We start from the raw sequence: 24928 nt of genomic DNA on the forward strand, positions 1-24928 counted from the left end.
CCAAACATTCACAGTGACCGTCAATGCAGTCAATGATGCTCCACGCTAAGTACCATTGCCAACCAAACCACCAATGAAGACACCGCATTGAACAACGTGGCATTTACGATATCGGATGTTGAAACCGCATCCACAAGTTTGGTGCTGACAGCCACCAGTTCTAACACGGCCTTAATTCCCAATGGTAATATAACGTTTGGCGGCAGTGGCGCTAACCGCACCATCAATTTTGTACCAGCAGCGAATGCAAGTGGCGTAGCCACGATTACCCTCAATGTCAGTGATGGTGCGACGACGACCACCCAGACATTCACAGTGACCGTCAATGCAGTCAATGATGCTCCCACGTTGAGTACCATTGCCAACCAAACTACCAATGAAGACACTGCATTGAACAATGTGGCATTTACGATATCGGATGTTGAAACCGCATCCACAAGTTTGGTGCTGACAGCCACCAGTTCTAACACGGCGTTAATTCCCAACGGAAATATAACGTTTGGCGGCAGTGGCGCTAACCGCACCATCAATTTTGTACCAGCAGCGAATGCAAGTGGCGTAGCCACGATTACCCTCAATGTCAGTGATGGCACGACGACGACCACCCAAACATTCACAGTGACCGTCAATGCAGTCAATGATGCTCCCACGCTAAGTACCATTGCCAACCAAACCACCAATGAAGACACCGCATTGAACAACGTGGCATTTACGATATCGGATGTTGAAACCGCATCCACAAGTTTGGTGCTGACAGCCACCAGTTCTAACACGGCGTTAATTCCCAATGGTAATATAACGTTTGGCGGCAGTGGCGCTAACCGCACCATCAATTTTGTGCCAGCAGCGAATGCAAGTGGCGTAGCCACGATTACCCTCAATGTTAGTGATGGTACGACGACCACCACCCAGACATTCACAGTGACCGTCAATGCAGTCAATGATGCTCCCACGCTAAGTACCATTGCCAACCAAACTACCAATGAAGACACTGCATTGAACAACGTTGCTTTCACCATTTCCGATGTTGAGACTGCCTCAACCAGCTTGGTGTTAACAGCCACCAGTTCGGATCAAACCTTAATCCCCAATGGCAACATTACCTTCGGCGGCAGTGGCGCAAACCGCACCATCAATTTTGTACCAGCAGCGAATGCAAGTGGCGTAGCCACGATTACCCTCAATGTTAGTGATGGTACGACCACCACCACCCAAACATTCACAGTGACCGTCAATGCAGTCAATGATGCTCCAACCTTAAGCACCATCGCCAACCAAACGACGAACGAAGACACTGCGTTGAACAACGTGGCATTTACGATATCGGATGTTGAAACCGCATCCACAAGTTTGGTGCTGACAGCCACCAGTTCTAACACGGCGTTAATTCCCAACGGAAATATAACGTTTGGCGGCAGTGGCGCTAACCGCACCATCAATTTTGTACCAGCAGCGAATGCAAGTGGCGTAGCCACGATTACCCTCAATGTTAGTGATGGTACGACCACCACCACCCAAACATTCACAGTGACCGTCAATGCAGTCAATGATGCTCCAACCTTAAGCACCATCGCCAATCAAACGACGAACGAAGACACCCTACTGGAAAACGTGGCGTTTACGATCTCCGACGTTGAGACTGCTTCAACCAGCCTGGTGATAACAGCAACGAGCTCAGACCAAAGTTTGATTCCTAATGACAATATTACTATAAATGGTACTGGTCCCAATCATACGATTAGTATAAGTCCGTCGGCTAATGCTAGTGGGGTGGCAACTATTACATTGTCTGTCAGTGATGGAACAACAACTACTTATCAGACCTTTGATGTAACGGTGGTGTCGGTCAATGATGTGCCGGTAATATCGCATATCATGGGTCAGACAACAGAGGAAGGAGTTTCCATCAAAGATATTCCTTTCACGATATCAGATGTTGAAACAGAAATCGATTCATTAAAAGTAACGGTGACATCTTCGGATCCTAAGCTAATTCCGAATGGAAATATAAGAATTGGAGGAAGTGGCACAGATCGTACTATTAGTGTAACTCCGGCTGAGAATATGAATGGCACAGCGGAAATTACGATAGCTGTTTCAGATGGTGTAACGACATCCTTCGAAACCTTTACTGTTTCAGTAGGTGTAGTTAATGATCCACCTATTAGGTCGCATATAGATAATCAAGTAACGGATGAGGATAATCCTATAAAGGGGATTGGTTTCACTATCTCGGATGTTGATACAAATATAAACGACCTAGTTATAAAGATTACTTCATCAGACCAAAGCTTAATTCCTGATGGTAACATTATCCTCAATGGAAGTGGCACGGATTGGAGTATGGATATTATTCCAGAGACAAACCAGCATGGAACAGCAGTTATTACAGTAGCGGTGTCTGACGGGAACTCAACCGTCTATGAAACATTTGAAGTGACTGTTAATGCAGTGGATGATGCGGCAACGATTACCGACATCCCAGATCAAAAAACAGCTGAGGACACCGCCATTACTGGTATAGCGTTTAGTGTGGACGATATCGACACCAATCTCAAAAATCTGATGATTACGGTAACCTCATCGGATCAAACCTTGATCCCCGATGGCAACATCACCCTCAATGGCAGTGGAACGGATTGGACACTCGATATTGATCCGTCTGCTAATGAGCACGGCACAGCCACCATTACAGTTGCAGTGTTTGATGGCACCACCACCACCTATAAAACTTTTGATATAACGGTAGGTGCAGTCGATGATGCGGCCACCATTACTGATATCCCAGATCAAACAACAGCGGAGGATACCGCTATTACCGGCATCGCCTTTAGCGTTGCTGATATCGACACCAATCTCAAAAATCTGGTGATTACGGTAACGTCATCGGATCAAACTTTAATTCCAGATGGTAACATTACCCTCAATGGCAGTGGCACGGATTGGACGTTGGATATTGATCCTTCTGCCAATGAGCACGGCACAGCTACTATCACCGTTTCGGTATTTGATGGCACTACCACCACCTATAAAACCTTTGATGTAACGGTAGGTGCAGTCGATGATGCGGCCACCATTACTGATATCCCAGATCAAACAACAGCGGAGGATACCGCTATTACCGGCATCGCCTTTAGCGTTGCTGATATCGACACTGATATAAATAATCTGGTGATTACGCTAACGTCATCGGATCAAACGTTGATCCCAGATGGTAACATCACCCTTAATGGAAGTGGCACGGATTGGACATTGGATATCGATCCAGCTGCGGCACAAAATGGCACAGCCACGATCACTGTTTCGGTGTTTGATGGTACCACTACCACCTATAAGACCTTTGATGTAACGGTAGGTGCGGTTGATGATGCGGCCACCATTACTGACATCCCAGATCAAGTAACGGATGAGGATACTTCTATCACCGGCATCGCCTTTAGTGTTGCTGATATCGACACTGATATAAATAATCTGGTGATAACGGTAACGTCATCGGATCAAACATTAATCCCTGATGGCAACATTACCCTCAATGGCGGTGGCACGGATTGGACGTTGGATATCGATCCTTCTGCTAATGAGCACGGCGCAGCCACCATTACCGTTGCAGTGTTTGATGGTACCACCACTACCTATAAGACCTTTGATGTAACGGTAGGTGCGGTTGATGATGCGGCCACCATTACTGACATCCCAGATCAAACAACAGCGGAGGATACCGCTATTATCGGCATCGCCTTTAGCGTTGCTGATATCGACACTGATATAAATAATCTGGTGATTACGGTAACGTCATCGGATCAAACATTAATCCCTGACGACAACATTACCTTAAACGGTTCGGGTACGGATTGGACGTTGGATATTGATCCTTCTGCTAATGAGCACGGCACAGCTACCATCACCGTTTCGGTGTTTGATGGCACTACCACCACCTATAAAACCTTTGATGTAACGGTAGGTGCGGTCGATGATACGGCCACCATTACTGACATCCCAGATCAAGTAACGGATGAAGATACGTCTATCACCGGCATCGCCTTTAGCGTTGCTGACATTGATACCGATATCAATAATCTGGTGATTACGGTAACGTCATCGGATCAAACGTTGATCCCAGATGGTAACATTACCCTCAACGGAAGTGGCACGGATTGGACGCTGGATATCGATCCAGCTGCGGCACAAAATGGCATAGCCACGATCACTGTTTCGGTGTTTGATGGTACCACTACCACCTATAAGACCTTTGATGTAACGGTAGGTGCGGTTGATGATGCGGCCACCATTACTGACATCCCAGATCAAGTAACGGATGAGGATACGTCTATCACCGGCATCGCCTTTAGTGTTGCTGATATCGACACTGATATAAATAATCTGGTGATTACGGTAACGTCATCGGATCAAACATTAATCCCTGACGACAACATTACCTTAAACGGTTCGGGTGCGGATTGGACGTTGGATATTGATCCTTCTGCTAATGAGCATGGCACAGCTACCATCACCGTTTCGGTGTTTGATGGTACTACCACCACCTATAAAACGTTTGATGTAACGGTAGGTGCGATAGATGATGCGGCAACCATTACTGACATCCCAGATCAAGTAACGGATGAAGATACTTCCATCACCGGCATCGCTTTCAGTGTTGCTGATATCGACACTGATATCAATAATCTGGTGATTACGGTAACGTCATCGGATCAAACATTAATCCCCGATGGCAACATTACCCTCAATGGAAGTGGCACGGATTGGACGTTGGATATCGATCCTTCTGCTAATGAGCACGGCGCAGCCACCATTACCGTTGCAGTGTTTGATGGTACCACCACTACCTATAAAACCTTTGATGTAACGGTAGGTGCGGTCGATGATACGGCCACCATTACCGACATCCCGGATCAAGTAACGGATGAAGATACTTCTATCACCGGCATCGCCTTTAGCGTTGCTGACATTGATACCGATATAAATAATCTGGTGATAACGGTAACGTCATCGGATCAAACATTAATCCCCGATGGCAATATTACCTTGAATGGCAGTGGTGCGGATTGGACGTTGGATATTGATCCATCTGCCAATGAGCACGGCACAGCTACCATTACTGTTTCGGTATTTGATGGCACTACCACCACCTATAAAACCTTTGATGTAACGGTAGGTGCGGTCGATGATACGGCCACCATTACTGATATCCCAGATCAAACAACAGCGGAGGATACCGCTATTACCGGCATCGCTTTCAGTGTTGCTGATATCGACACTGATATTAATAATCTGGTGATTACGGTAACGTCATCGGATCAAACATTAATCCCTGACGACAACATTACCTTAAACGGTTCGGGTGCGGATTGGACGTTGGATATTGATCCTTCTGCTAATGAGCATGGCACAGCTACCATTACTGTTTCGGTATTTGATGGCACTACCACCACCTATAAAACCTTTGATGTAACGGTAGGTGCGGTCGATGATGCGGCAGCCATTACTGACATCCCAGATCAAGTAACGGATGAAGATACGTCTATCACCGGCATCGCCTTTAGTGTGGCAGATATCGACACTGATATTAATAATCTGGTGATTACGGTAACGTCGTCGGATCAAAATTTAATACCTGATGGCAATATTACCTTGAATGGCAGTGGTGCCGATTGGACGCTGGATATCAGCCCAGAAGCTGATCAAAATGGCGTAGCGACGATTACGGTAGCCGTGTTTGATGGCACGAACACCACTTATCAAACGTTTGAGGTGACGGTAGGTGCGATAGATGATGCGGCCACCATTACTGATATCCCAGATCAAGTAACGGATGAAGATACGTCTATCACCGGCATCGCCTTTAGCGTTGCTGATATCGATACCGATATCAATAATCTGGTGATTACGGTAACGTCATCGGATCAAACATTAATCCCTGACGACAACATTACCCTTAATGGAAGTGGCACGGATTGGACGTTGGATATCGATCCTTCTGCTAATGAGCACGGCACAGCTACCATCACCGTTTCGGTGTTTGATGGCACCACCACCACCTATAAAACGTTTGATGTAACGGTAGGTGCGATAGATGATGCGGCCACCATTACTGATATCCCAGATCAAGTAACGGATGAAGATACGTCTATCACCGGCATCGCCTTTAGCGTTGCTGATATCGATACCGATATCAATAATCTGGTGATTACGGTAACGTCATCGGATCAAACATTAATCCCTGACGACAACATTACCTTAAACGGTTCGGGTGCGGATTGGACATTGGATATTGATCCTTCTGCTAATGAGCACGGCACAGCTACCATTACTGTTTCGGTGTTTGATGGCACCACCACTACCTATAAAACATTTGATGTAACGGTAGGTGCGGTCGATGATGCGGCCACCATTACTGATATCCCAGATCAAGTAACGGATGAAGATACGTCTATCACCGGCATCGCCTTTAGTGTGGCAGATATCGATACTGATATTAATAATCTGGTGATTACGGTAACGTCGTCGGATCAAAATTTAATACCTGATGGCAATATTACCTTGAATGGCAGTGGTGCCGATTGACGCTGGATATCAGCCCAGAAGCTGATCAAAATGGCGTAGCGACGATTACGGTAGCCGTGTTTGATGGCACGAACACCACTTATCAAACGTTTGAGGTGACGGTAGGTGCGATAGATGATGCGGCCACCATTACTGATATCCCAGATCAAGTAACGGATGAAGATACGTCTATCACCGGCATCGCCTTTAGCGTTGCTGATATCGACACTGATATCAATAATCTGGTGATAACGGTAACGTCATCGGATCAAACATTAATCCCTGACGACAACATTACCCTTAATGGAAGTGGCACGGATTGGACGTTGGATATCGATCCTTCTGCCAATGAGCACGGCACAGCTACCATTACCGTTTCGGTATTTGATGGCACCACCACTACCTATAAAACATTTGATGTCACGGTAGGTGCAGTGGATGATGCGGCCACCATTACTGATATCCCAGATCAAGTAACGGATGAAGATACGTCTATCACCGGCATCGCTTTCAGTGTTGCTGATATCGACACTGATATTAATAATCTGGTGATAACGGTAACGTCATCGGATCAAAATTTAATACCTGATGGCAATATTACCTTGAATGGCAGTGGTGCCGATTGGACGCTGGATATCAGCCCAGAAGCTGATCAAAATGGCGTAGCGACGATTACGGTAGCCGTGTTTGATGGCACGAACACCACTTATCAAACGTTTGAGGTGACGGTAGGTGCAGTCGATGATGCGGCCACCATTACTGATATCCCAGATCAATCTACTGATGAAGATACGCCAATTCTAGGGATTCCTTTCAGTGTCGATGATATCGATACGGATGTGAATGATGTGGTGATCACGGTAACGTCGTCGGATCAAAATTTAATACCTGATGGCAATATTACCTTGAATGGCAGTGGTGCTGAATGGACGTTGGATATCAGTCCAGAAGCTGATCAAAATGGCGTAGCGACGATTACGGTCGCGGTGTTTGATGGCACGAACACGACCTATCAAACCTTTGAGGTGACCGTGGGTGCCGTGGATGATGCGTCAACGATCACGTCGATACCCGACCAATCTACGGATGAGGATACCCCGATTCTAGGGATTCCTTTCAGCATTGATGATATTGATACGGATGTGAATGATGTGGTGATTACCGTAACTTCTTCCGATCAAACATTAATACCGGATGGTAATATTACGTTGAATGGCAGTGGTGCGGATTGGGCACTCGATATCAGCCCTGAAGCTAATCAGAGTGGTGTGGCAACGATTACGGTAGCGGTGTTTGATGGCACGAACACGACCTATCAAACGTTTGAGGTAACCGTGGGAGCCGTGGATGATGCATCGACCATTAGCACAATTCCGGATCAAAGCACGGATGAAGATACGCCGATTCTAGGGATTCCGTTCAGCATTGATGATATCGATACGGATGTGAATGATGTAGTGATTACCGTAACCTCTTCCGATCAAACATTAATACCTGATGGCAATATTACCTTGAATGGCAGTGGTGCTGAATGGACGTTGGATATCAGTCCAGAAGCTGATCAAAATGGCGTAGCGACGATTACGGTCGCGGTGTTTGATGGCACGAACACGACCTATCAAACCTTTGAGGTGACCGTGGGTGCCGTGGATGATGCGTCAACTATCACGACGATTCCCGATCAAAGCACGGATGAAGATACGCCGATTCTAGGGATTCCTTTCAGCATTGATGATATTGATACGGATGTGAATGATGTGGTGATTACCGTAACTTCTTCCGATCAAACATTAATACCGGATGGTAATATTACGTTGAATGGCAGTGGTGCGGATTGGGCACTCGATATCAGCCCTGAAGCTAATCAGAGTGGTGTGGCAACGATTACGGTAGCGGTGTTTGATGGCACGAACACGACCTATCAAACGTTTGAGGTAACCGTGGGAGCCGTGGATGATGCATCGACCATTAGCACAATTCCGGATCAAAGCACGGATGAAGATACGCCGATTCTAGGGATTCCGTTCAGCATTGATGATATCGATACGGATGTGAATGATGTAGTGATTACCGTAACCTCTTCCGATCAAACATTAATACCGGATGGTAATATTACGTTGAATGGCAGTGGTGCGGATTGGACACTCGATATCAGCCCTGAAGCCGATCAGAACGGAGTGGCAACGATTACGGTCGCGGTGTTTGATGGCACGAACACGACCTATCAAACCTTTGAGGTGACCGTGGGTGCGGTGGATGATGCGTCAACGATCACGTCGATACCCGACCAATCTACGGATGAGGATACGCCGATTCTAGGGATTCCATTCAGCATTGATGATATCGATACGGACGTGAATGATGTGGTGATCACGGTAACCTCCTCAGATCAACATGTGATTGCTGACGGTAATATTACTCTTAGCGGTAGTGGTGCGGACTGGACATTGGATATCAGCCCTGAAGCTAATCAGAGTGGTGTGGCAACGATTACGGTAGCGGTGTTTGATGGCACGAACACGACCTATCAAACGTTTGAGGTAACTGTGGGAGCCGTGGATGATGCATCGACCATTAGCACAATTCCGGATCAAATCACGGATGAAGATACGCCGATTCTAGGGATTCCGTTCAGCATTGATGATATCGATACGGATGTGAATGATGTAGTGATTACCGTAACCTCTTCCGATCAAACATTAATACCGGATGGTAATATTACGTTGAATGGCAGTGGTGCGGATTGGACACTCGATATCAGCCCTGAAGCCGATCAGAACGGAGTGGCAACGATTACAGTCGCGGTGTTTGACGGCACGAACACGACCTATCAAACCTTTGAAGTAACGGTGGGTGCTGTGGATGATGCTTCTACGATAACGTCCATACCTAATCAGTCGACAAACGAGGATACGCCGATTACAGGTATTGCATTCAGTATAGCGGATATTGACACGAATGCGAATAACTTAGTCATTACGGTAACATCATCAAATCAAACGGTAATTCCAGATGGCAATATAGGCCTGAATGGGAGTGGCACTAATTGGACGCTCGATATTAATCCAGCAGCCAATCAACATGGTACGGCCACGATTACTGTAGCGGTATTTGATGGTACCAATACGACTTTTAAAAGTTTCACGGTCCATGTCGGCGCAGTGGATGATGCGAGCGTCATTGCGAATGTGAATGATGATAGCCTTAATTATGAAGCAGGAAACGCGCCTGTTGCGTTAGATAAACTGGGTGATGCTGTGATAAGTGATATAGATACCACTGTCTTTACAAACCATGTTCTCCGGGTGGGATTGGGTGCAACTGGACAAATATCAGATGTCTTGGGAGTGATTGCCGAGTCTGGAGTTATCAGTGTTACCAATGCAAATCATGTGATTGTCAATGGAGTGGATATCGGTGTTTTAAGCTTTAACGGTAACCATCAAACAATGGCAGTGACATTCAATGGTAATGCCAGTCAATCTGATGTTGAAACGGTTATCCGCCATGTGGGTTTTGCAAATAGTCTATTTGCCAATACTTCAACTGTTAGAACGGCAAGCATCGTCCTTGAAAATCCTCAAGGAGTTGCCAGCAATATTTCAACCGTTTCTGTCCACGTGGCTTCTCCTGCTCCACTTGTTAATATGGAAAAGAATACCAATCCACAAAATGTACCTATACCAGATTCAGATAACGATTCTTCATTATCATCGGATCCCTCAGGAGGTACACAAAGGCAAATTGATGTTTATAATGTAAATTTTAGAGGAGCTTATATGAATTATGGTGAAGGGTTAGGGGTATTTAGTGGCGCACATACCGAAGCTGATAGAAAAATAACCTTGTCGGAACATTCATTGCAAGAATACCAGACAACGGCTAGCAACAATGAGATTTATCAGCCGCAGCTCGTATTGGGACAATATCAGGATTACCATAATGATTTCTTTAATAGGCATACCCCTGAAGAAAGGCAATTAGAGACCCCAGAATCTCATTATGAACCGTTTGCTCAGCTAAAAGAGAACCGGGAAGAGGCTGTGGCTAACAAAGATCAAAGTATTTCGGATATTATTGATATGGGCAACGATCAGCCGCTGACGGTAAGAGAAAGAATGTCAGCTTGGGTTCAGCGACTATTAGCCAATCAAAAAGAAAACAAAATGAAGGAACTTCAGCAGCATTCAGATGAAACCGTGCAGCAGAATTTTATTCAAGGGACAAATTCTAATCAAGGTGGCGAATCTCCGATTGTCGGGGCAAAACAGCAATCAATCGTTGAGCAGCTGCGTTATATTTTCAAGCAGGTTGTTGATGATAGTCATCCGCAAACCTTGAATGATGATGGAGGTCAGACCACACATGAAAACATTAATAAAGATTAATTGAATATTTTAATTAGTTGGCTGAAATAGGAGGTCTTGTTAATCATTTATCAATAAGCGGCTTCTAAGATCAGAGGATAAAAATAGAATTATTATGGCTATGGCAACATTATTAAGGCACAGACTGTTATATAACATGGTTGCAAGCAGCGTTTCAATAGCGTTGTTGACCGGTTGTCTTGTGAAGCCGCAACCTCTTACAGATCAAGATTTTCAAAGGCGGGCGGATGAAACGTTGGCGCGTGTTTTCTCCAATCAGGAGCCATTATCTGGGCCTATTACTATTTATGAAGCACAGGCACGTGCGCTTAAATATAATCTGGATGCCCGTGTGAGAATGTTTGATACGGCTGTTGCCAGCAGTGACCTAACAACGGCAAATTTAAGCATGTTGCCAAAGGTACTGGCGAATGCTGGTTACAGTGAGCGGAGTAACGAGCCCGGATCAAAAAGTCAATCGCTGATTACCGGTACAACATCCCTGGATTATTCAAAATCTTCAGAACGCTACAGTTATAATAATAGCCTGGCTATGAGTTGGGATTTGTTGGATTTCGGTATTGGTTATTTGCGGGCTAAGGAAAAGGCAGATCAAGTCCTGATTAGTGGTGAGCGCCGCCGTGCCATCATTCAAGGAATTTTGCGTGATGTGCGGATTGCTTACTGGAAGGCTGCCATTGCCGAGCGTATATTACCTCGAGTGGAGCGATTATTGAAGGATGCCGAAGGTGCGCTTAATAACACTGCGGCAGGGCAGAAAGCGGGAGTACTTACACCGATTGAGAGTTTGAATTATCAAAAGAACCTGTTGTCTAATATTAGTGAATTACGCAAACTTCTGTCGTCACTGGCAACCGCCAAAATAGAATTGGCCTCGTTGATCAATATTCGTCCAGGTGAAGATTTTAAAATTGTGACCGATAATAAACAGCTCTATATGCGGCCGGATTCACGCTTTAACGTTAAGCAGCTTGAAACGTATGCCGTATTAAATCGTCCAGAAATTCGTGAACAGGATTATGAGCAACGTATCCGCAAACGTCAAGTGCAGCAAGCCTGGTTGAAAATGATTCCAGGCGTTTCCATGAATGTGAATTATAATTACGACAGTAATCAATTTCTTTTCAACCATAATTGGATCGATGTTGGCTTTAAAGTGGTGTTTGATGTATTGGCGCCTATTACTCGGATGCAAGAGGCCGCCAATGGCAAAATGCAGATGCAGCTGGTGGAAGCCAAACGCGATGCTTTAACCGTAGCGGTGCTGGCCCAGGTTAATATTGCCTATGCACAACAGAAGATTGCTTTGGACAGAATTTCGCTTGCTGAGAAAATTGCCCGCGTGAATGATCAAATCTATCAAAACACCTTAAAACAAAAACAAGCAGGAACCGCGGCGGATCAAAAAGTGATTGATGATGGTGCGAATGCCGTGTTTGCAAACTTGCAACGTGATTATGCCTATGCCGAATTGCATCATAGTTTTGGTCAATTACTGAGTTCTGTTGGTATGGATATGATACCTGATGAAATCAAAGATGAGAGTGTGTCAACCCTTGCCAGTGCTATTCAAACTCAAATGAATACGGTTTCGGTCAATACGAAGATTTCCACAGCCTTGCGTACGAAAGAATTGCCGGAATTTGCCTATGTTAATCCTACGTCTGATACCCATGGTGTGAAAGGAAAACAAGACGAAATTCAACTAGCCAGCAGCAAAGAAGACACCCAAAAACCAGAGCCATTTACGATAGAAAAGGCATCAAATGAATTTATTATGAACCATTATTCGGGTGCTGCACCTAGTCGATCGATGCGAGATAACGCGCATTATCAGAGGCAAGATAGCGGCATTATTCATTCTGACGAAACTCATAAAAAACCAAAAGAACAGCCTGCTTTGGATAAAAAACCAGTACAGAATCGGTTGGCTGGTCTAATACCTGTCTTAAAACCAGGACATCGTCAGGAGCTATTCGTAGCTAAAGCTCAAAAAAGCGAAAAAATACCTGAGCCTCAGCCTAAACCTCAATTCCACACGCAACATGAAGTGCCTGCAATTTTAGAAAAAACGAATGTCGTAGCTCAAAATGATATTATTTCAAGCCGCGATGTTCCCAGCAATAATGAAAAGCCGGTTGAAAATCCCAAGGCGCATACATGGGCTGTAACGGCAGGAGAATTTATGGAAGCTTCTGAGGCGGATTTCAGATTATATGAAATTCAAGATGCAGTTAGTCGTTATGGAAGCAAAACCCATGTTGGCGTGTATGAAGATAAGAAGTTATTCAAGAAATCGACGTATCGTCCTTACATAGAGGTAAGTGATGAGTCTACCGCTCAAAAAATAGTTGCTCTGTTAAATCGTAAAAAGATAAAATCCAGCATCAGCGAAGCGAGGAAATAGGGGGGGAATATGTGGCAGAAAAAATGGAATCAGTTGAAGCAGATACAATGGAATCAGTTGAAGCGTGAAAAGTGGGAACAATTGAAGGGACTATCACGTCATAAATGGGCAAGGCTGGTACGGATTAAAATCATGGCATTATGCCATGATAAACAAAAAATGATGGCCGCTGGTATTTGTTCGGGTGTCATTATCATTATGGCTATTTTGGGAACAGTAGATTCGTACAGCCGTCATAAGAAAATCGAAATGGCCGATGCCAATCGTGAAAAGCAAGTCTTAACTGCGGTGGAAGAAAAAACCACCTTTGCTGTTTCTGATACCCAAGCAAAGATTGCCCAGCCGCAATCAGCATCTGAGACAATATCACCAACGTCAGCTAAGGCTTCTGCGCCCTCTGCACCAGCGTTGATTCCTGTAGAAGAACCGTTGACTGCGGTTATTGTGCCGAGCATCGAATCCAGCGTTGCCAGCGAAATTTCAGGGCGAGTCAATAATATTGCCGTGAAAGAAGGGCAAGGCTTCAAGCAGGGGGATATTTTGCTTTCATTCGATTGCGCAATGAATGAAGCAGTATTGGCACGGGCAAAAGCCGATTTAAAAGCGGGTGAAGCCTCATTTAACGCTAAAACAAAATTAAAAGAACTGGGTTCTGCCAGTGATTTGGAAGTGACATTGGCGGATGCTGATTTTGACCGTGCAAAAGCGGATGTTATGAAGGCATCGGCAGTGGTTGACCATTGCAAGATCGTGGCTCCCTATGATGGTGCTGTGGTTGATATTTCGGTTCATCCATATGATACCGTTAAAGAGGGGCAGGCTATCATGAAATTGATTGCTTTTGGTGCCCCGGAAGTCGAATTGCTGGTCCCTTCGGATAAACTTATCAACATTCAAAAAGGTGGAGTATTCAGCCTTAATGTTGAGGAAACGGGTAGAAAATATCCCGGATCTATTACCAATGTGGTGCCAAGAATTGATCCGGTAAGCCAAATGTTTAAGGTAACTGGGGTATTGAAGGAAGGGAATTATAACGAAGGTATTGTTCCAGGAATGACTGGAACAGCTACCTTGGTAAAATAAAGAGGGCTGAAATCTATGGAGTCAATGACCATTACTCCCGATACAACGAAGAATAAGAATGCTACAGTGCAGGTGGGGCCAGTGGTAAAAACTGAACCTGCCATATCGGCTAGTGGCAGTAACAAGGAAAAGGAATTAAATTTTCAAAACCAGCTCAGGGGCATAAGCCTGATGATGGATATAGAAGTAGCTATACGCCGAGCAATGACACCTCATGAACAGCATTTTTTATTGGTCAATGAATTATTGCGCATGATACCCTACCGTACGGCTGTGGCATTTAGCCAACAGGTTGGTAATATGGTGGCTATCGAAGCCATATCGGGTTTATCCAAAGTAGATAAAAATTCTCCCTTTGCATTATGGATCAAGAAAATCGCTAAATATTGTTTTGCCAATCATTGCAAAGATCCACAGGGGGTGGTGTTAAGCGTGGCGGATTTTCCTGAAGAAATCACCAAAGAATGGTTAGAACTTGGGAGTCCATCGGGTGTTTGGTTTCCAATCATTTCTCCGAGCAAACAGTTGAAAGGCGGATTGTGGATTGCCTGTGACCAGTCACTCAAAGAAGGTGATATCAAAATTGTGCAGCGTATTGTGGAAACCTATGCGCATGCTGTTTGGGCCCTGGAAGGCCAGAATAAGAAACCCTGGAGTAATATTTCCTTCACATTGAATAAGAAGAAAAAGCAATATATTCTGGGAGCCCTGTTATTAATCTGTTTTCCCGTGCGCCAATCGGTATTGGCACCGATGGAATTGGTGCCACAGGAACCATGGATAGCCACAGCTCCTACGGATGGCGTTGTCAAAGATATCCTGGTTGCGCCCAATCAATTTGTTAAAAAGGGCACAATTCTTTTTACGCTCGATGATACCACACTTCGCAATGATTATTATTATGCTAAAAAGGAACTCGATAGTTCAATAGCCGAATTGCGCCAAGCCGGACAGAAAAGTATTTCATCATCCACCGATGATACCAGTGCGGCCGATTTGGCATTGCTGCAACTAGAAGTCAAACAAAAGCAGCATCAGATGGATTATGCCAGGGAAATGCTGGATAAGATTGATGTCAAAGCCATGCGTGATGGTGTGGTGATTTATGCTGATAAAACCGACTGGATAGGTAAGCCTGTTAAGACAGGCGAACAGGTGATGAAGGTGTCGGATCCCAAGCAATTAGAAGTCAAAGCCGATTTAGCAATTGATGACGCAATTCATTTACCTGACAAGGCCCCCGTTAAAATTTACCTCAATGCCAGTCCGTTAAGTACGCTTAAGGGCACGGTAAAATATGTCAGTTACGAAGCAGAAGATGTTGGGCAAGGACAGTTAGCATACCGTGCGAAGATCACCCTTGATGAGGTATCAGATGAATCACGTATTGGTCTCAAAGGGTCAGCCAAAATTTATGGGGATTATGTGCCCATTGGGTATTATTGGTTAAGGCGGCCGTTGAGTTATTTGAAAAAATTATTGGTACTGTAGGAACCATTGGCATGACATGGAATCCCCAACAAATAGTGTTTGCCGATACGACATTGCCACCGTTGCGGGGTGACATTACCTTGTTACCTGGTCCTGCTGCCCCAGATGGTAGTTCTACCTGGACATTGCATGATGCACCGGCGAATCGTTTTTACCGTATTGGGATGATTGAATATGCCATCATTGCGTGCTGGAAAGAAGGCACGCCACGCAAAATGATGAGTAAAGTCAATGCTCAACTTCCTTATGAAATAGATGAAGAGCATATTAAACAGGTTCTGGATTTCCTTGAAAATCATCATCTTGTCCATGCTGTTGCCGCGGACAAGAAAGCAAAAATGATGGCCGTGACCAAACTGGGGAACCAGAAAAACTGGAAAAAACTTGCGCAGATGATGATGTCTATCCGCATACCTTTGTTTCGGTGTGATGCCACGCTCACTAAATGCCTGCCTTACGTCAATCGTCTTTATTCGATGAAAGTGCTGTATGCATTTTTGATTGCAGCTGCTGGGGCTATCATATTATTATTGCGTCACTGGGGTGAATTTACCCATACATTCAGTTATTTTTTCAATGTGCAGGGTTTATTGATTATGTCGGCAACGGTCATATGTTGCCAAGCGCTGCATGAACTGGGCCATGCCTTTACGGCCAAACGTTTGGGGTTGAGAGTCCCTTCGATCGGACTGTCGTTTTTTATGTTTTGCCCGGTTCTTTATACCGATACCAATGAGGTGTGGAAGCTGCCTTCCCGATGGCAGCGGATTATGGTCGGTATTTCCGGAGTTGCCGTGGAAATGGGCATTGCGATTATTGCGGCTTATTTTTGGGTCTTCTTAGATGACGGTCCATTGCGGACGGCAGCCTTTATGATTGTTTCTGTCAATTTTTTGACCACGCTGTTAGTGAATATGAATCCATTGATGCGGTTTGACGGGTATTATGTTTTTTCTGATATCATCAATATCGAAAATCTCCAGGACCGTGCCTTTGCCATGATGAAGTGGTTTACGCGGGAACGGCTGGTTGGATTGAAATATCCTGCACCCGAAACGTTGGGACGGAAATATGACCTTATCCTGATCATCTATGGCTATAGCTTGCTTATTTACCGTATTGGCCTTTACGGAGGTATGGTTTATACACTTTACCATCTGGTCTTTAAATTGCTTGGCATTGCGTTTTTGCTGGGGGGCATTTATTACTTTTTTATCACTCCCGTTGTCAAAGAGTTTCAATGGTACTGGTTACAGCGTGAAAGGATTCACTGGAATTTAAATTCAAAAGTCAGTGTGTTGGTGGCAACGATCATATTTGCATTTTTTCTCATTCCATGGAAAGCATCGATCCAGGCGCCCGCCGTCTTAAGGTCGGAACAGGAATTTAGTGCTTATTCTCCACGCCCTGCCCAGGTACAACGGTTATTAATCAAAAATGGCCAGCAGGTTAAAAAGGATGATATCTTATTGATCCTTGCTGATCCTTCGTTAGATAAAGACATCGCCACGACCGAAGTCGAGGTGGCACGTTTAGTCTATCAGATACGCGGAGCAGGGTCAGAAGAAGAATGGCAGATGAAGCATCGGGTGCTTGAAGAAGATGTCAAAGCAAAGCAAGCCAAACTAACGGGTTTAAAACAGGAAAAACTGCGCCTGATTGTCAGGGCGCCCTTTGCTGGTGTGATTACGGATGTTAAATCTGCCTTGAAAGAAGGCGAATGGATAGGCATTGATGATAAACTCGCCATGGTGATTGATCCATCCCACCCCATTGTGGAAGCCTATATCAACGAACATGATATGGAAAAAATGAAATCAGGTGCCGAAGGAATATTTCGTAGCCTGCATGGGCCAAGTGGCGTGGACTTAGTTTTGAAGCGGGTGGATATCTCCAGCACCCAATTGTTGGATTCGCGCTATCTGGTGTCGGATTTCGGCGGTAAGATCGCTGCAGTATCCAACCAAAAAGGACAATTCCAGCCACACGATACCATTTATCGTGTGATCCTAAAACCGACTGCTGCGAATTTTGCAACGTCACATGTTTACCGCGGATTATTGGTACTGGAAGGTCAGCATCATAGTATCTTAGGCGGGGCCATCAGCAAGATGATCACAACGTTGATTAAGGAAGTTGGATTTTAGGCGGTGAAACGGAGTTTTGCTTCGTCTTTTTTCCTTTAGAACGAGGAATAGAAGGCTTATATAAAAATATTTAAGCAATTATCTATTCGACATGATCAATGGAATTATGGGTGCAGTCCAACCGCATAAAATGATACGCAAAATAGCACCACCAAAACCGGCTAAAAAGTCACAAACAATGCCATCCGCAAAAGCGGGCTATCTTAGCAAAAAGAAGATGCGCGGTGCGTTACTTCTTCACCCATTTACCACTGCCATTTTGATAATACTCACCTGGTGCGAGGTTGGTGATGATTTTCTCGGCGGCAAGTTTGCCAACGACATCAAGCGGTTGATGGTTCTTTTGAGAAATATCCTGGTATGCAGCTTTACGTTTTTGGTTTACATCATTAACGATACTTTGAACGTCACCGCCACCAGAAACAACAGCAACGTAACCATCTGGTTTTTCACCAACCAATCCCTGGCTGCGTGCTTGTTGAAAATCCACAGCAAATGCACTTACCGCTATGGTAGATGCCACGAGGAATGTGCTGATAATAGCTGATATTTTAAGCATAGTGAATCTCCCTATCAAAAACTTAGAAAATGGCTTTATTTTTAGACATGGATTTTTCCAGGTCACGGTCAATTTGAACTTTAACATGCTGTTCGATATTGACATTAAGATTGATTTCAATTGGTTTATCGGGTGCTTCGAGTTTAACCGTTGGCTGGCAGGCGCACACAAGGGCAAGTACTGGAATGGCTAGAAGCAAAAAACGTTTGGTCATCGCTGTTCTCCTATAGATTGAATAAACGACTTCACAGCTGGTGGTACATCGTAGGGGTTTTGTGAAAGAAGGTCAAACAGATTTCCGTTAAGGTTTATATTGATATTCACATTGCGTCCATTTGCTAATTCGGGGTTGGTTCCCTTTAAGGTAAGGGATGATTTGACGCGATGGTTTTTATCAGACGCTAAAACAATATCAGCGACTTGGAAATGGTAATTAGAAAGGGCCTGCAGCAAGAGTTGCATTTGTGGTTGTTCGGCATATTTTTGCATGATACTGTCTGAGGCAACAAACTTGATGGTTCCGGGTACCAGTGAGGAGAATTTAGAGCTTAAAATTTGGGTTGCCTCAGGCGTGGATTTAAAATCAACATCCCCTTTTACCTGTCCTTCTACGGTTAATTTGCCAATTTCACCAAGTGGATAATCTAGCAAGACTAATTTGGCCATAGGAATGTTCAAATGTCCTTTAAAGCCTTCTTTTAAAGGTTCGATGGTTAATGTGAAGGGAAGCACGGTTGTTTGGTTGGGATAATGTACATAAAGAACGCTGTCATTCACCTCAATGTGGTGAATATTCCACTTGGCAGGAGGCGTAGATGGTTGAGGAGCGGTGTTGGCTGAGAGGGTGCGTAATTGGTCAACGATACTGCCAAATTCAAATTTACCGTCATTTACAGTGGCATGGATAATGGCTTTATGGATGGTGAGGGTGTCGATATCCACATTAAAAGGGTTTGTTTCCAAAATACGGTAGTTTAGGTCAATGCGGTCAATGGAACTCGGTTGTGTCGTATTAAAACGGATCGCCTTGATGCTCGCATGGGTATAGCTGAATTCGGTAATCGTACTGGAGATGCCTTTGATATGACGGTCGCTGAAAAAATGTTCCAGGTAATATTGGGCTACAGACACGGGACTGTTATGGATGGCAATGATGACTGCCACGGAAGACATGGCCATGCAGATCATGAGCAAGCAATTGCCTGCAAACACGAATAGTAAACGAAGAAGTTTTATGAGGTTGGCCGTTATATTAGTCATACTTAGCTAGTGTAACGAAAAATCCTTGGGACGCAAGTGATCAGGGGAAGATTTAACAAAGCTATGAGATTTGCTGTGTAGCTTAATATATAACATAATAATTTGTTGAAAGTAGTAGTTATATAATTTTGATCTTTAATTAGATTGACAACTGATTTTATGACAATAATATGACTGATTCTAAAGATTAGTATTACGGAGATGGTGGAATGTTTAAAGTTAAAAATCGGCAAGAAGAATCATCAGCTATATTAGCAGTTGGATTTAATCATCAAGCAATTGAATCTGTATTATGCCAGAAATTAAATGAGCAGATTGAAAAACTCCCAGGCAATTTGGGTGATAAAAGATATGCAATTATTCGCATAATTTTAGGTAAAATACAAAGTAAAATAGCAGGATTGAGTCTTCAGCCCAAGGATTTTTCTAAAACAATAAAACAGATGAGTAAAGACGTTATAAGCACGATGTGTGATAGCGGAGACATGATGTTATGCAGTAATGATCGCGATCCGCTGACCTCTTTTTTTACCTCAGTTCTCCTCTACAATGATGGTATGAACCGAGGGGATTATGAGCAGAAAGATTTCCAGAAACAATTATGTAAAATGGTTTATAAGTTGTGTATTGAAAGAGAATACGGGGATAAAATAGCAGCATTCAAAAAGGCAGTAAGCAGCCCACAATATCAAGTCGACATAATTTCAAAAATCTCGAAAGCGCTTGTTTTTGCATCAGATCAAAAATATAGTTTAGATAATAATCCTGAAGCTGAAAACAATATTAGATCTTTATTAAGTGACGGTGAGGGATTACCGCTTTTTTCTGAAGATTATATGCCGTTGGTGGTTGATATATTCAGACAAGTGCAGGAAAATAAGGATGTTCGGCCATTTTTTACATCAATGTTAAAAGGGCATGACCAAGTTATGTTGTTGCATGCACCAGATGCATCAATTAACAATGCTGTTTATGGTTTTATGGCATTGTCATTCAATGTAAAGCAAGTGAGATGGGATGATATCGCAAAGGGTGTATTTACCCTAAAAGAGAAGCATCTTGCTAATCCTCATATGATGCGTTCAAAACTTAATGAAATAGGGGATCAGTATAGTAAAACATTTGGTCTTTACCTAAAGTTGTGGGTTCGGAATCTGAAAGATGCCGATCTACCCTTGGTTGTAAATAAGCTAAATAGTATTTTTAGAATGTTAGATTTTTCTAATCCACAAGCATTATCTCGATGGAAAAATGATAATCATTTATATATTCCGTTGTTTCTTAAGATGTGCCTTGAAAACGTTACAAAGGACATACACTTGAACACGGCAATGGAGGCCATAGCGTATGCTGACCGTATTTATTCTATGGTAGAGGCAAAAAGCAGGCGTGATTATAAAGAAGAACCATATCATACGATATATAGGCTGGTCAGAGAATATCGTAAATATGAAAAACATCAGCCAAGAATGCAAGAACAAAGTAGTTTTTCACCTAGAATTGTCTCAGAATCCAATGATAGTGTGGCTATTGATGCAGATGCAAATAACCATGATGTAAGGATGGAGTCTGCGAATAAAACGCAATCAAAAGGACGCAACCGGGCATCGTTAAAAAGAACCGCAATGAAAAATGTAAAAGTAAGCGGTTCAAATGAGTCAAACTTAAGTGTTAGTATTAGCCCTTTGGGTGACTCACCTAATCGTTTAGGTATAACAAAACCATCCTCCATTCAAATTGCATTAACACCATATACGTCGGCCGCAGAACGTATTCCTTCGTCGCTAAGATTGCCATTAGAACAGGCAATAGCTTCGAAAACATTTGAAATTGAATTATTAGTGAAAGTAAAAAAAATACTGTCAACAAGACCTCGTGCGGCATCTAAAATGTTAGACGCGCTTGATAGAGCTATTCAGGATGGAAAACCTTTTGAGTTGGATTTCAGAATAAAGAAACAAGATGTAAAACATACACTAAATCAATTTTGCCAGCAAGTGGCGCATTTAATCAACACAGGCAAACCTTATGCCTGGTTATCAAGTGCGTTACAATTTGAAAATAAATTTCTAACACTGAGAAGTAATATCAAAAAAGATATAGCAGGAGAAGGGTTAAGAAATAAACATGATAATAAAACGACAGAGGCTCTTATTGAAAGTCTGTTAGAAGGTGATAAAATTCTTGGATCTCTTGAGGTTCAAGAGGTTCAAAACCAAATAGCTGGAGATGTTCGAGCGAAAATCAGAAAACAAAAAAATGGTGAAGAAAAAAAGAGCAGTAAATCTGCGGCTGCAAAAGAAGACGAATTAGATGAGGTTTCAATAGAAAACCAAGTCCGATCAAAAATGGAAACAATCTATTTTGAGGCAAAGAATTACTTATTTGACCTTTATAAGGGAAATATTGGAGGATTCTTAAAAGACAATCATTATTGTGTTAATAATACGGAAGGTACGCTGGATACAGATGACATAGGTTTATCATTTAACGCTTTTAAAATATCTGATGCCATTGATACTTCGGCCGTGGCTTGCAATAATGAGCAGGCGCGGCAATTAGGGGATGCGTTCTATGCGAACATAAAAGATATTCCTTATTTTTCAGATTACCTTCTGATTAGAACCATACTTTCGGTACGAAATTTATATAAAGAACAAGCCCTTACTGAGGCGCGTGGATTGTTGGCAAATCATTATGATAAGAAGGATAACTATCTTGAACTAGGTGTATGCGGATGCACTCTTGGCTTATTATGGGGGCGTTATGTTGACTGCCTTAATCCTGAATTAGACTATTCTACACAGGAATTTAAGGAAATTTATAAAGTCATTAAAATGTCCATGGATGATTATTTAAACACTTATGTGCGTGAACCGGCTCGCACTATAGCGGCAGAGCAAGTACGTGTTCTTTATCATGCAGTCAGCCACTATTTTGTTTGTTCAAAGACTAAGGACGATCTGCACGGAAACTTCCCTCAACTAAAAGCAACCATTAAACAGGTAGAGGCGAATTTTAAAGAAAACTCGGAACGGCAGCTTAAGCGATTGTCAATTAAATGTGCCTGGGAGCGAGGTTATTCATTCGAAACATTTGATAAGCTGGTGCACAGCGAATTGAAAAATAATACTGCTATCGGAATATATCAGGATTCTGTTGCGGTAACAAACAGAGTCAGACGAGGACATTTATTGGTACAATGCTTTATTGTTAGCGAAAGTGAAGATGAGAAGGAAGCTGTGCTCAATCTGTTTCGTTTAGGGCTTGACGAAGGAATTATCGATGTAACAATCCAAGATAAGAAACTGAAAAACGTCAAGCAATTTGCTCAAGAAAAGGAAGAAACACGGTTAGTAAACGTATTGGATGATATCGAAAGGAAGAAAAATGCAACTTTACAAGAAGTTAGAACATCATACACAACAACAAGTAATGTGGAAAATTTAGACCTACTTGTCGATGCCATTCTCTCGGGTGACTTTGCCTCGCGGAATGAATATCGAAAAACAGCTTCATTAGGGAACGGGAATACTGATGCGCGCGTTGCCTTTTTAGTCAACTGTATTCATCTATATCATACTAAAAAAGCAAATATACAAGATGTGAAACGTGATTTAATAGATGTCCTTAGAAAAGGGCTATCGGGTGGCATTTTTTCATATGAGGCAAAAAATGCCCGAGGAAAACTCATACGTGAAGAAGTAAATGAAATGGGACTCACCGATGTAGAGCCACTCTTTTTTGTGAGTCGTAATACGGTTACACAAAGAAGGAATACTATTATTGAAGGACAGAGCGTGACACCACATGCAATTGAATTTCCTTTGACATATAATGCTAACGTTCTTGCATCGAGAAAGCTTGTGTCAGAAAGTCCAGCAAAGAAACAAGATGAACGGACAAGAACAGCACGCCATTCTTCAAAAAACAATGCGAGTATTCAGGGTGATACGGTTGGGAATCAAAAGCGTGCAGATCTTCCAGCTCTTGATGGCCTCGGAGGTAATCCTCCTTACGTGGATCATAACCCTGTGGATGAAAAGCCTCAGGAAACCGCGTCTTCGACGCCAGTGCAATCGAGTGTTGAGATGGGGGGGCGAAACGAAGTAAATCATTTTCCATCATCCACTGCGAGTAGCAAGAAAGAAGAAATTGTATATGACATTAGTGAAGTGTCCAGCTCTTCATCGTTAAATTATTCTTCTATTGAAGCGTCAAGTCGAGGTAAAAAAGCTGATCAACAAGGAAGCCAAAATGGACATAAGAAACGGTTAGAAAAACAGCATGAACATCGTAGTTCAAAAAAGGAATCTGAAGAGAGGTCATTAGTCCAACCCCCCCTAGATTCAACTATCGTAGATAGCATCAATGATTCTTTATCTTTAACTTTATTTACTCGGTTTTTAAATCAATCTTCAGCGATAGATTCGCTGGAAATAGGTGGTTTACATCCGGTACCTCAAGGATGCTTGTCAGTGCAGGATTTTGATTTAATGAATACGCAGCTTTATATCAAAAATAAAGTAATGACTTCAATCCTGTGCTATTATTATAGGGATCATAAGAAGCATAATACTGAATACTTTAAGGAAAGATCCAACTATTTTTTGAATGCGCTTTGTAGCTCTGTTAAATGCGAAACAGTGGAGCATGTCAGGAATTATAGTAAAGAACTGAAGAATTATGAATATAATAAGGGTAGATTTGCTTACATGGATATACGGAAATATAAACGTATAGAAGAAAAATTATTGAAAATTATTGTTGGGGGTGCCAAACAACAGTGTCATAAAAATGGCGGTATAAAATTGGATTTTTTAAAAGATTGGATGGATTGGTTAGCAAAACGTTTTGTACAAAACAGGGGCGCCTATCAACGATCAAAGAAGGAGAGAGACCTACTCCCTCAGAGAGGGCCCGATAAGCTAAATCGTCGTGATGAACGTTATATCAGCTTCAGTAGCCAAGATCCGCATTTTTCAAATAGAATCACATCTGATAAGGGAGTAAAGTCAGCCTCTCGTTAATC

10 protein-coding genes are annotated in these 24928 nt (G+C 43.1%); 7 read left to right on the plus strand and 3 right to left on the minus strand.

Features of this window, described 5'->3' with window-relative positions:
* Nucleotides 1–96: 96 nt before the first annotated feature.
* From IPP74_07460 to IPP74_07485, 6 genes are all read left to right on the plus strand, one after another.
* On the plus strand, nucleotides 97–6582 hold the full coding sequence (locus IPP74_07460; protein MBL0319111.1) for a tandem-95 repeat protein: 6486 nt from the start codon (nucleotides 97–99) through the stop codon (nucleotides 6580–6582).
* The gene (locus IPP74_07465; protein MBL0319112.1) at nucleotides 6579–10949 is read left to right on the plus strand and encodes a hypothetical protein; all 4371 of its coding nucleotides are present in this window, start codon (nucleotides 6579–6581) and stop codon (nucleotides 10947–10949) included. The genes IPP74_07460 and IPP74_07465 overlap by 4 nt, the downstream gene beginning before the upstream one ends.
* Nucleotides 10950–11043: 94 nt before the next feature.
* Complete coding sequence (locus IPP74_07470; protein MBL0319113.1) at nucleotides 11044–13356, plus strand: TolC family protein; 2313 nt, start codon at nucleotides 11044–11046, stop codon at nucleotides 13354–13356.
* 9 nt (nucleotides 13357–13365) lie between these two features.
* Nucleotides 13366–14439 carry an efflux RND transporter periplasmic adaptor subunit gene (locus IPP74_07475; protein MBL0319114.1) on the plus strand — a complete coding sequence of 358 codons (1074 nt, stop codon included), beginning with the start codon at nucleotides 13366–13368 and terminating at the stop codon, nucleotides 14437–14439.
* A gap of 15 nt (nucleotides 14440–14454) precedes the next feature.
* Nucleotides 14455–15930, plus strand: a complete 1476-nt coding sequence (locus IPP74_07480) for an HlyD family efflux transporter periplasmic adaptor subunit (protein MBL0319115.1) — start codon at nucleotides 14455–14457, stop codon at nucleotides 15928–15930.
* Between the two features lie 11 nt (nucleotides 15931–15941).
* The gene (locus IPP74_07485) at nucleotides 15942–18077 is read left to right on the plus strand and encodes an HlyD family efflux transporter periplasmic adaptor subunit (GenBank protein ID MBL0319116.1); all 2136 of its coding nucleotides are present in this window, start codon (nucleotides 15942–15944) and stop codon (nucleotides 18075–18077) included.
* A gap of 229 nt (nucleotides 18078–18306) precedes the next feature.
* Here IPP74_07485 and IPP74_07490 read toward each other — a convergent pair whose 3' ends face one another.
* Genes IPP74_07490 through IPP74_07500 form a run of 3 tightly spaced genes read right to left on the minus strand, consistent with a single transcriptional unit; the run spans nucleotide 18307 to nucleotide 19815 of the window.
* Complete coding sequence (locus IPP74_07490; GenBank protein ID MBL0319117.1) at nucleotides 18307–18636, minus strand: YdbL family protein; 330 nt, start codon at nucleotides 18634–18636, stop codon at nucleotides 18307–18309.
* Between the two features lie 22 nt (nucleotides 18637–18658).
* Entirely contained in the window at nucleotides 18659–18850 is a 192-nt protein-coding gene (locus IPP74_07495) for a YnbE family lipoprotein (GenBank protein MBL0319118.1), read from the minus strand.
* The gene (locus IPP74_07500; GenBank protein ID MBL0319119.1) at nucleotides 18847–19815 is read right to left on the minus strand and encodes a YdbH domain-containing protein; all 969 of its coding nucleotides are present in this window, start codon (nucleotides 19813–19815) and stop codon (nucleotides 18847–18849) included. Before IPP74_07500 ends, IPP74_07495 begins: the two co-directional genes overlap by 4 nt.
* Nucleotides 19816–20105: 290 nt before the next feature.
* Here IPP74_07500 and IPP74_07505 point away from each other — a divergent pair, with 290 nt between their 5' ends.
* The gene (locus tag IPP74_07505) at nucleotides 20106–24926 is read left to right on the plus strand and encodes a hypothetical protein (GenBank protein ID MBL0319120.1); all 4821 of its coding nucleotides are present in this window, start codon (nucleotides 20106–20108) and stop codon (nucleotides 24924–24926) included.
* Nucleotides 24927–24928 lie beyond the last annotated feature (2 nt).

This window comes from Alphaproteobacteria bacterium (genome assembly GCA_016722515.1).
GTDB lineage: Bacteria > Pseudomonadota > Alphaproteobacteria > Rickettsiales > JADKJE01 > JADKJE01.

What these genes read in the sequence shown, in the direction of transcription:
- IPP74_07505 (MBL0319120.1), top strand. Translation starts at nt 20,106, where the DNA reads ATGTTTAAAGTTAAAAATCGGCAAGAAGAATCATCAGCTATATTAGCA.
- IPP74_07495 (MBL0319118.1), bottom strand. Translation starts at nt 18,850, where the DNA reads ATGACCAAACGTTTTTTGCTTCTAGCCATTCCAGTACTTGCCCTTGTG.
- IPP74_07485 (MBL0319116.1), top strand. Translation starts at nt 15,942, where the DNA reads ATGACATGGAATCCCCAACAAATAGTGTTTGCCGATACGACATTGCCA.
- IPP74_07490 (MBL0319117.1), bottom strand. Translation starts at nt 18,636, where the DNA reads ATGCTTAAAATATCAGCTATTATCAGCACATTCCTCGTGGCATCTACC.
- IPP74_07480 (MBL0319115.1), top strand. Translation starts at nt 14,455, where the DNA reads ATGGAGTCAATGACCATTACTCCCGATACAACGAAGAATAAGAATGCT.
- IPP74_07470 (MBL0319113.1), top strand. Translation starts at nt 11,044, where the DNA reads ATGGCTATGGCAACATTATTAAGGCACAGACTGTTATATAACATGGTT.
- IPP74_07500 (MBL0319119.1), bottom strand. Translation starts at nt 19,815, where the DNA reads ATGGCCATGTCTTCCGTGGCAGTCATCATTGCCATCCATAACAGTCCC.
- IPP74_07475 (MBL0319114.1), top strand. Translation starts at nt 13,366, where the DNA reads ATGTGGCAGAAAAAATGGAATCAGTTGAAGCAGATACAATGGAATCAG.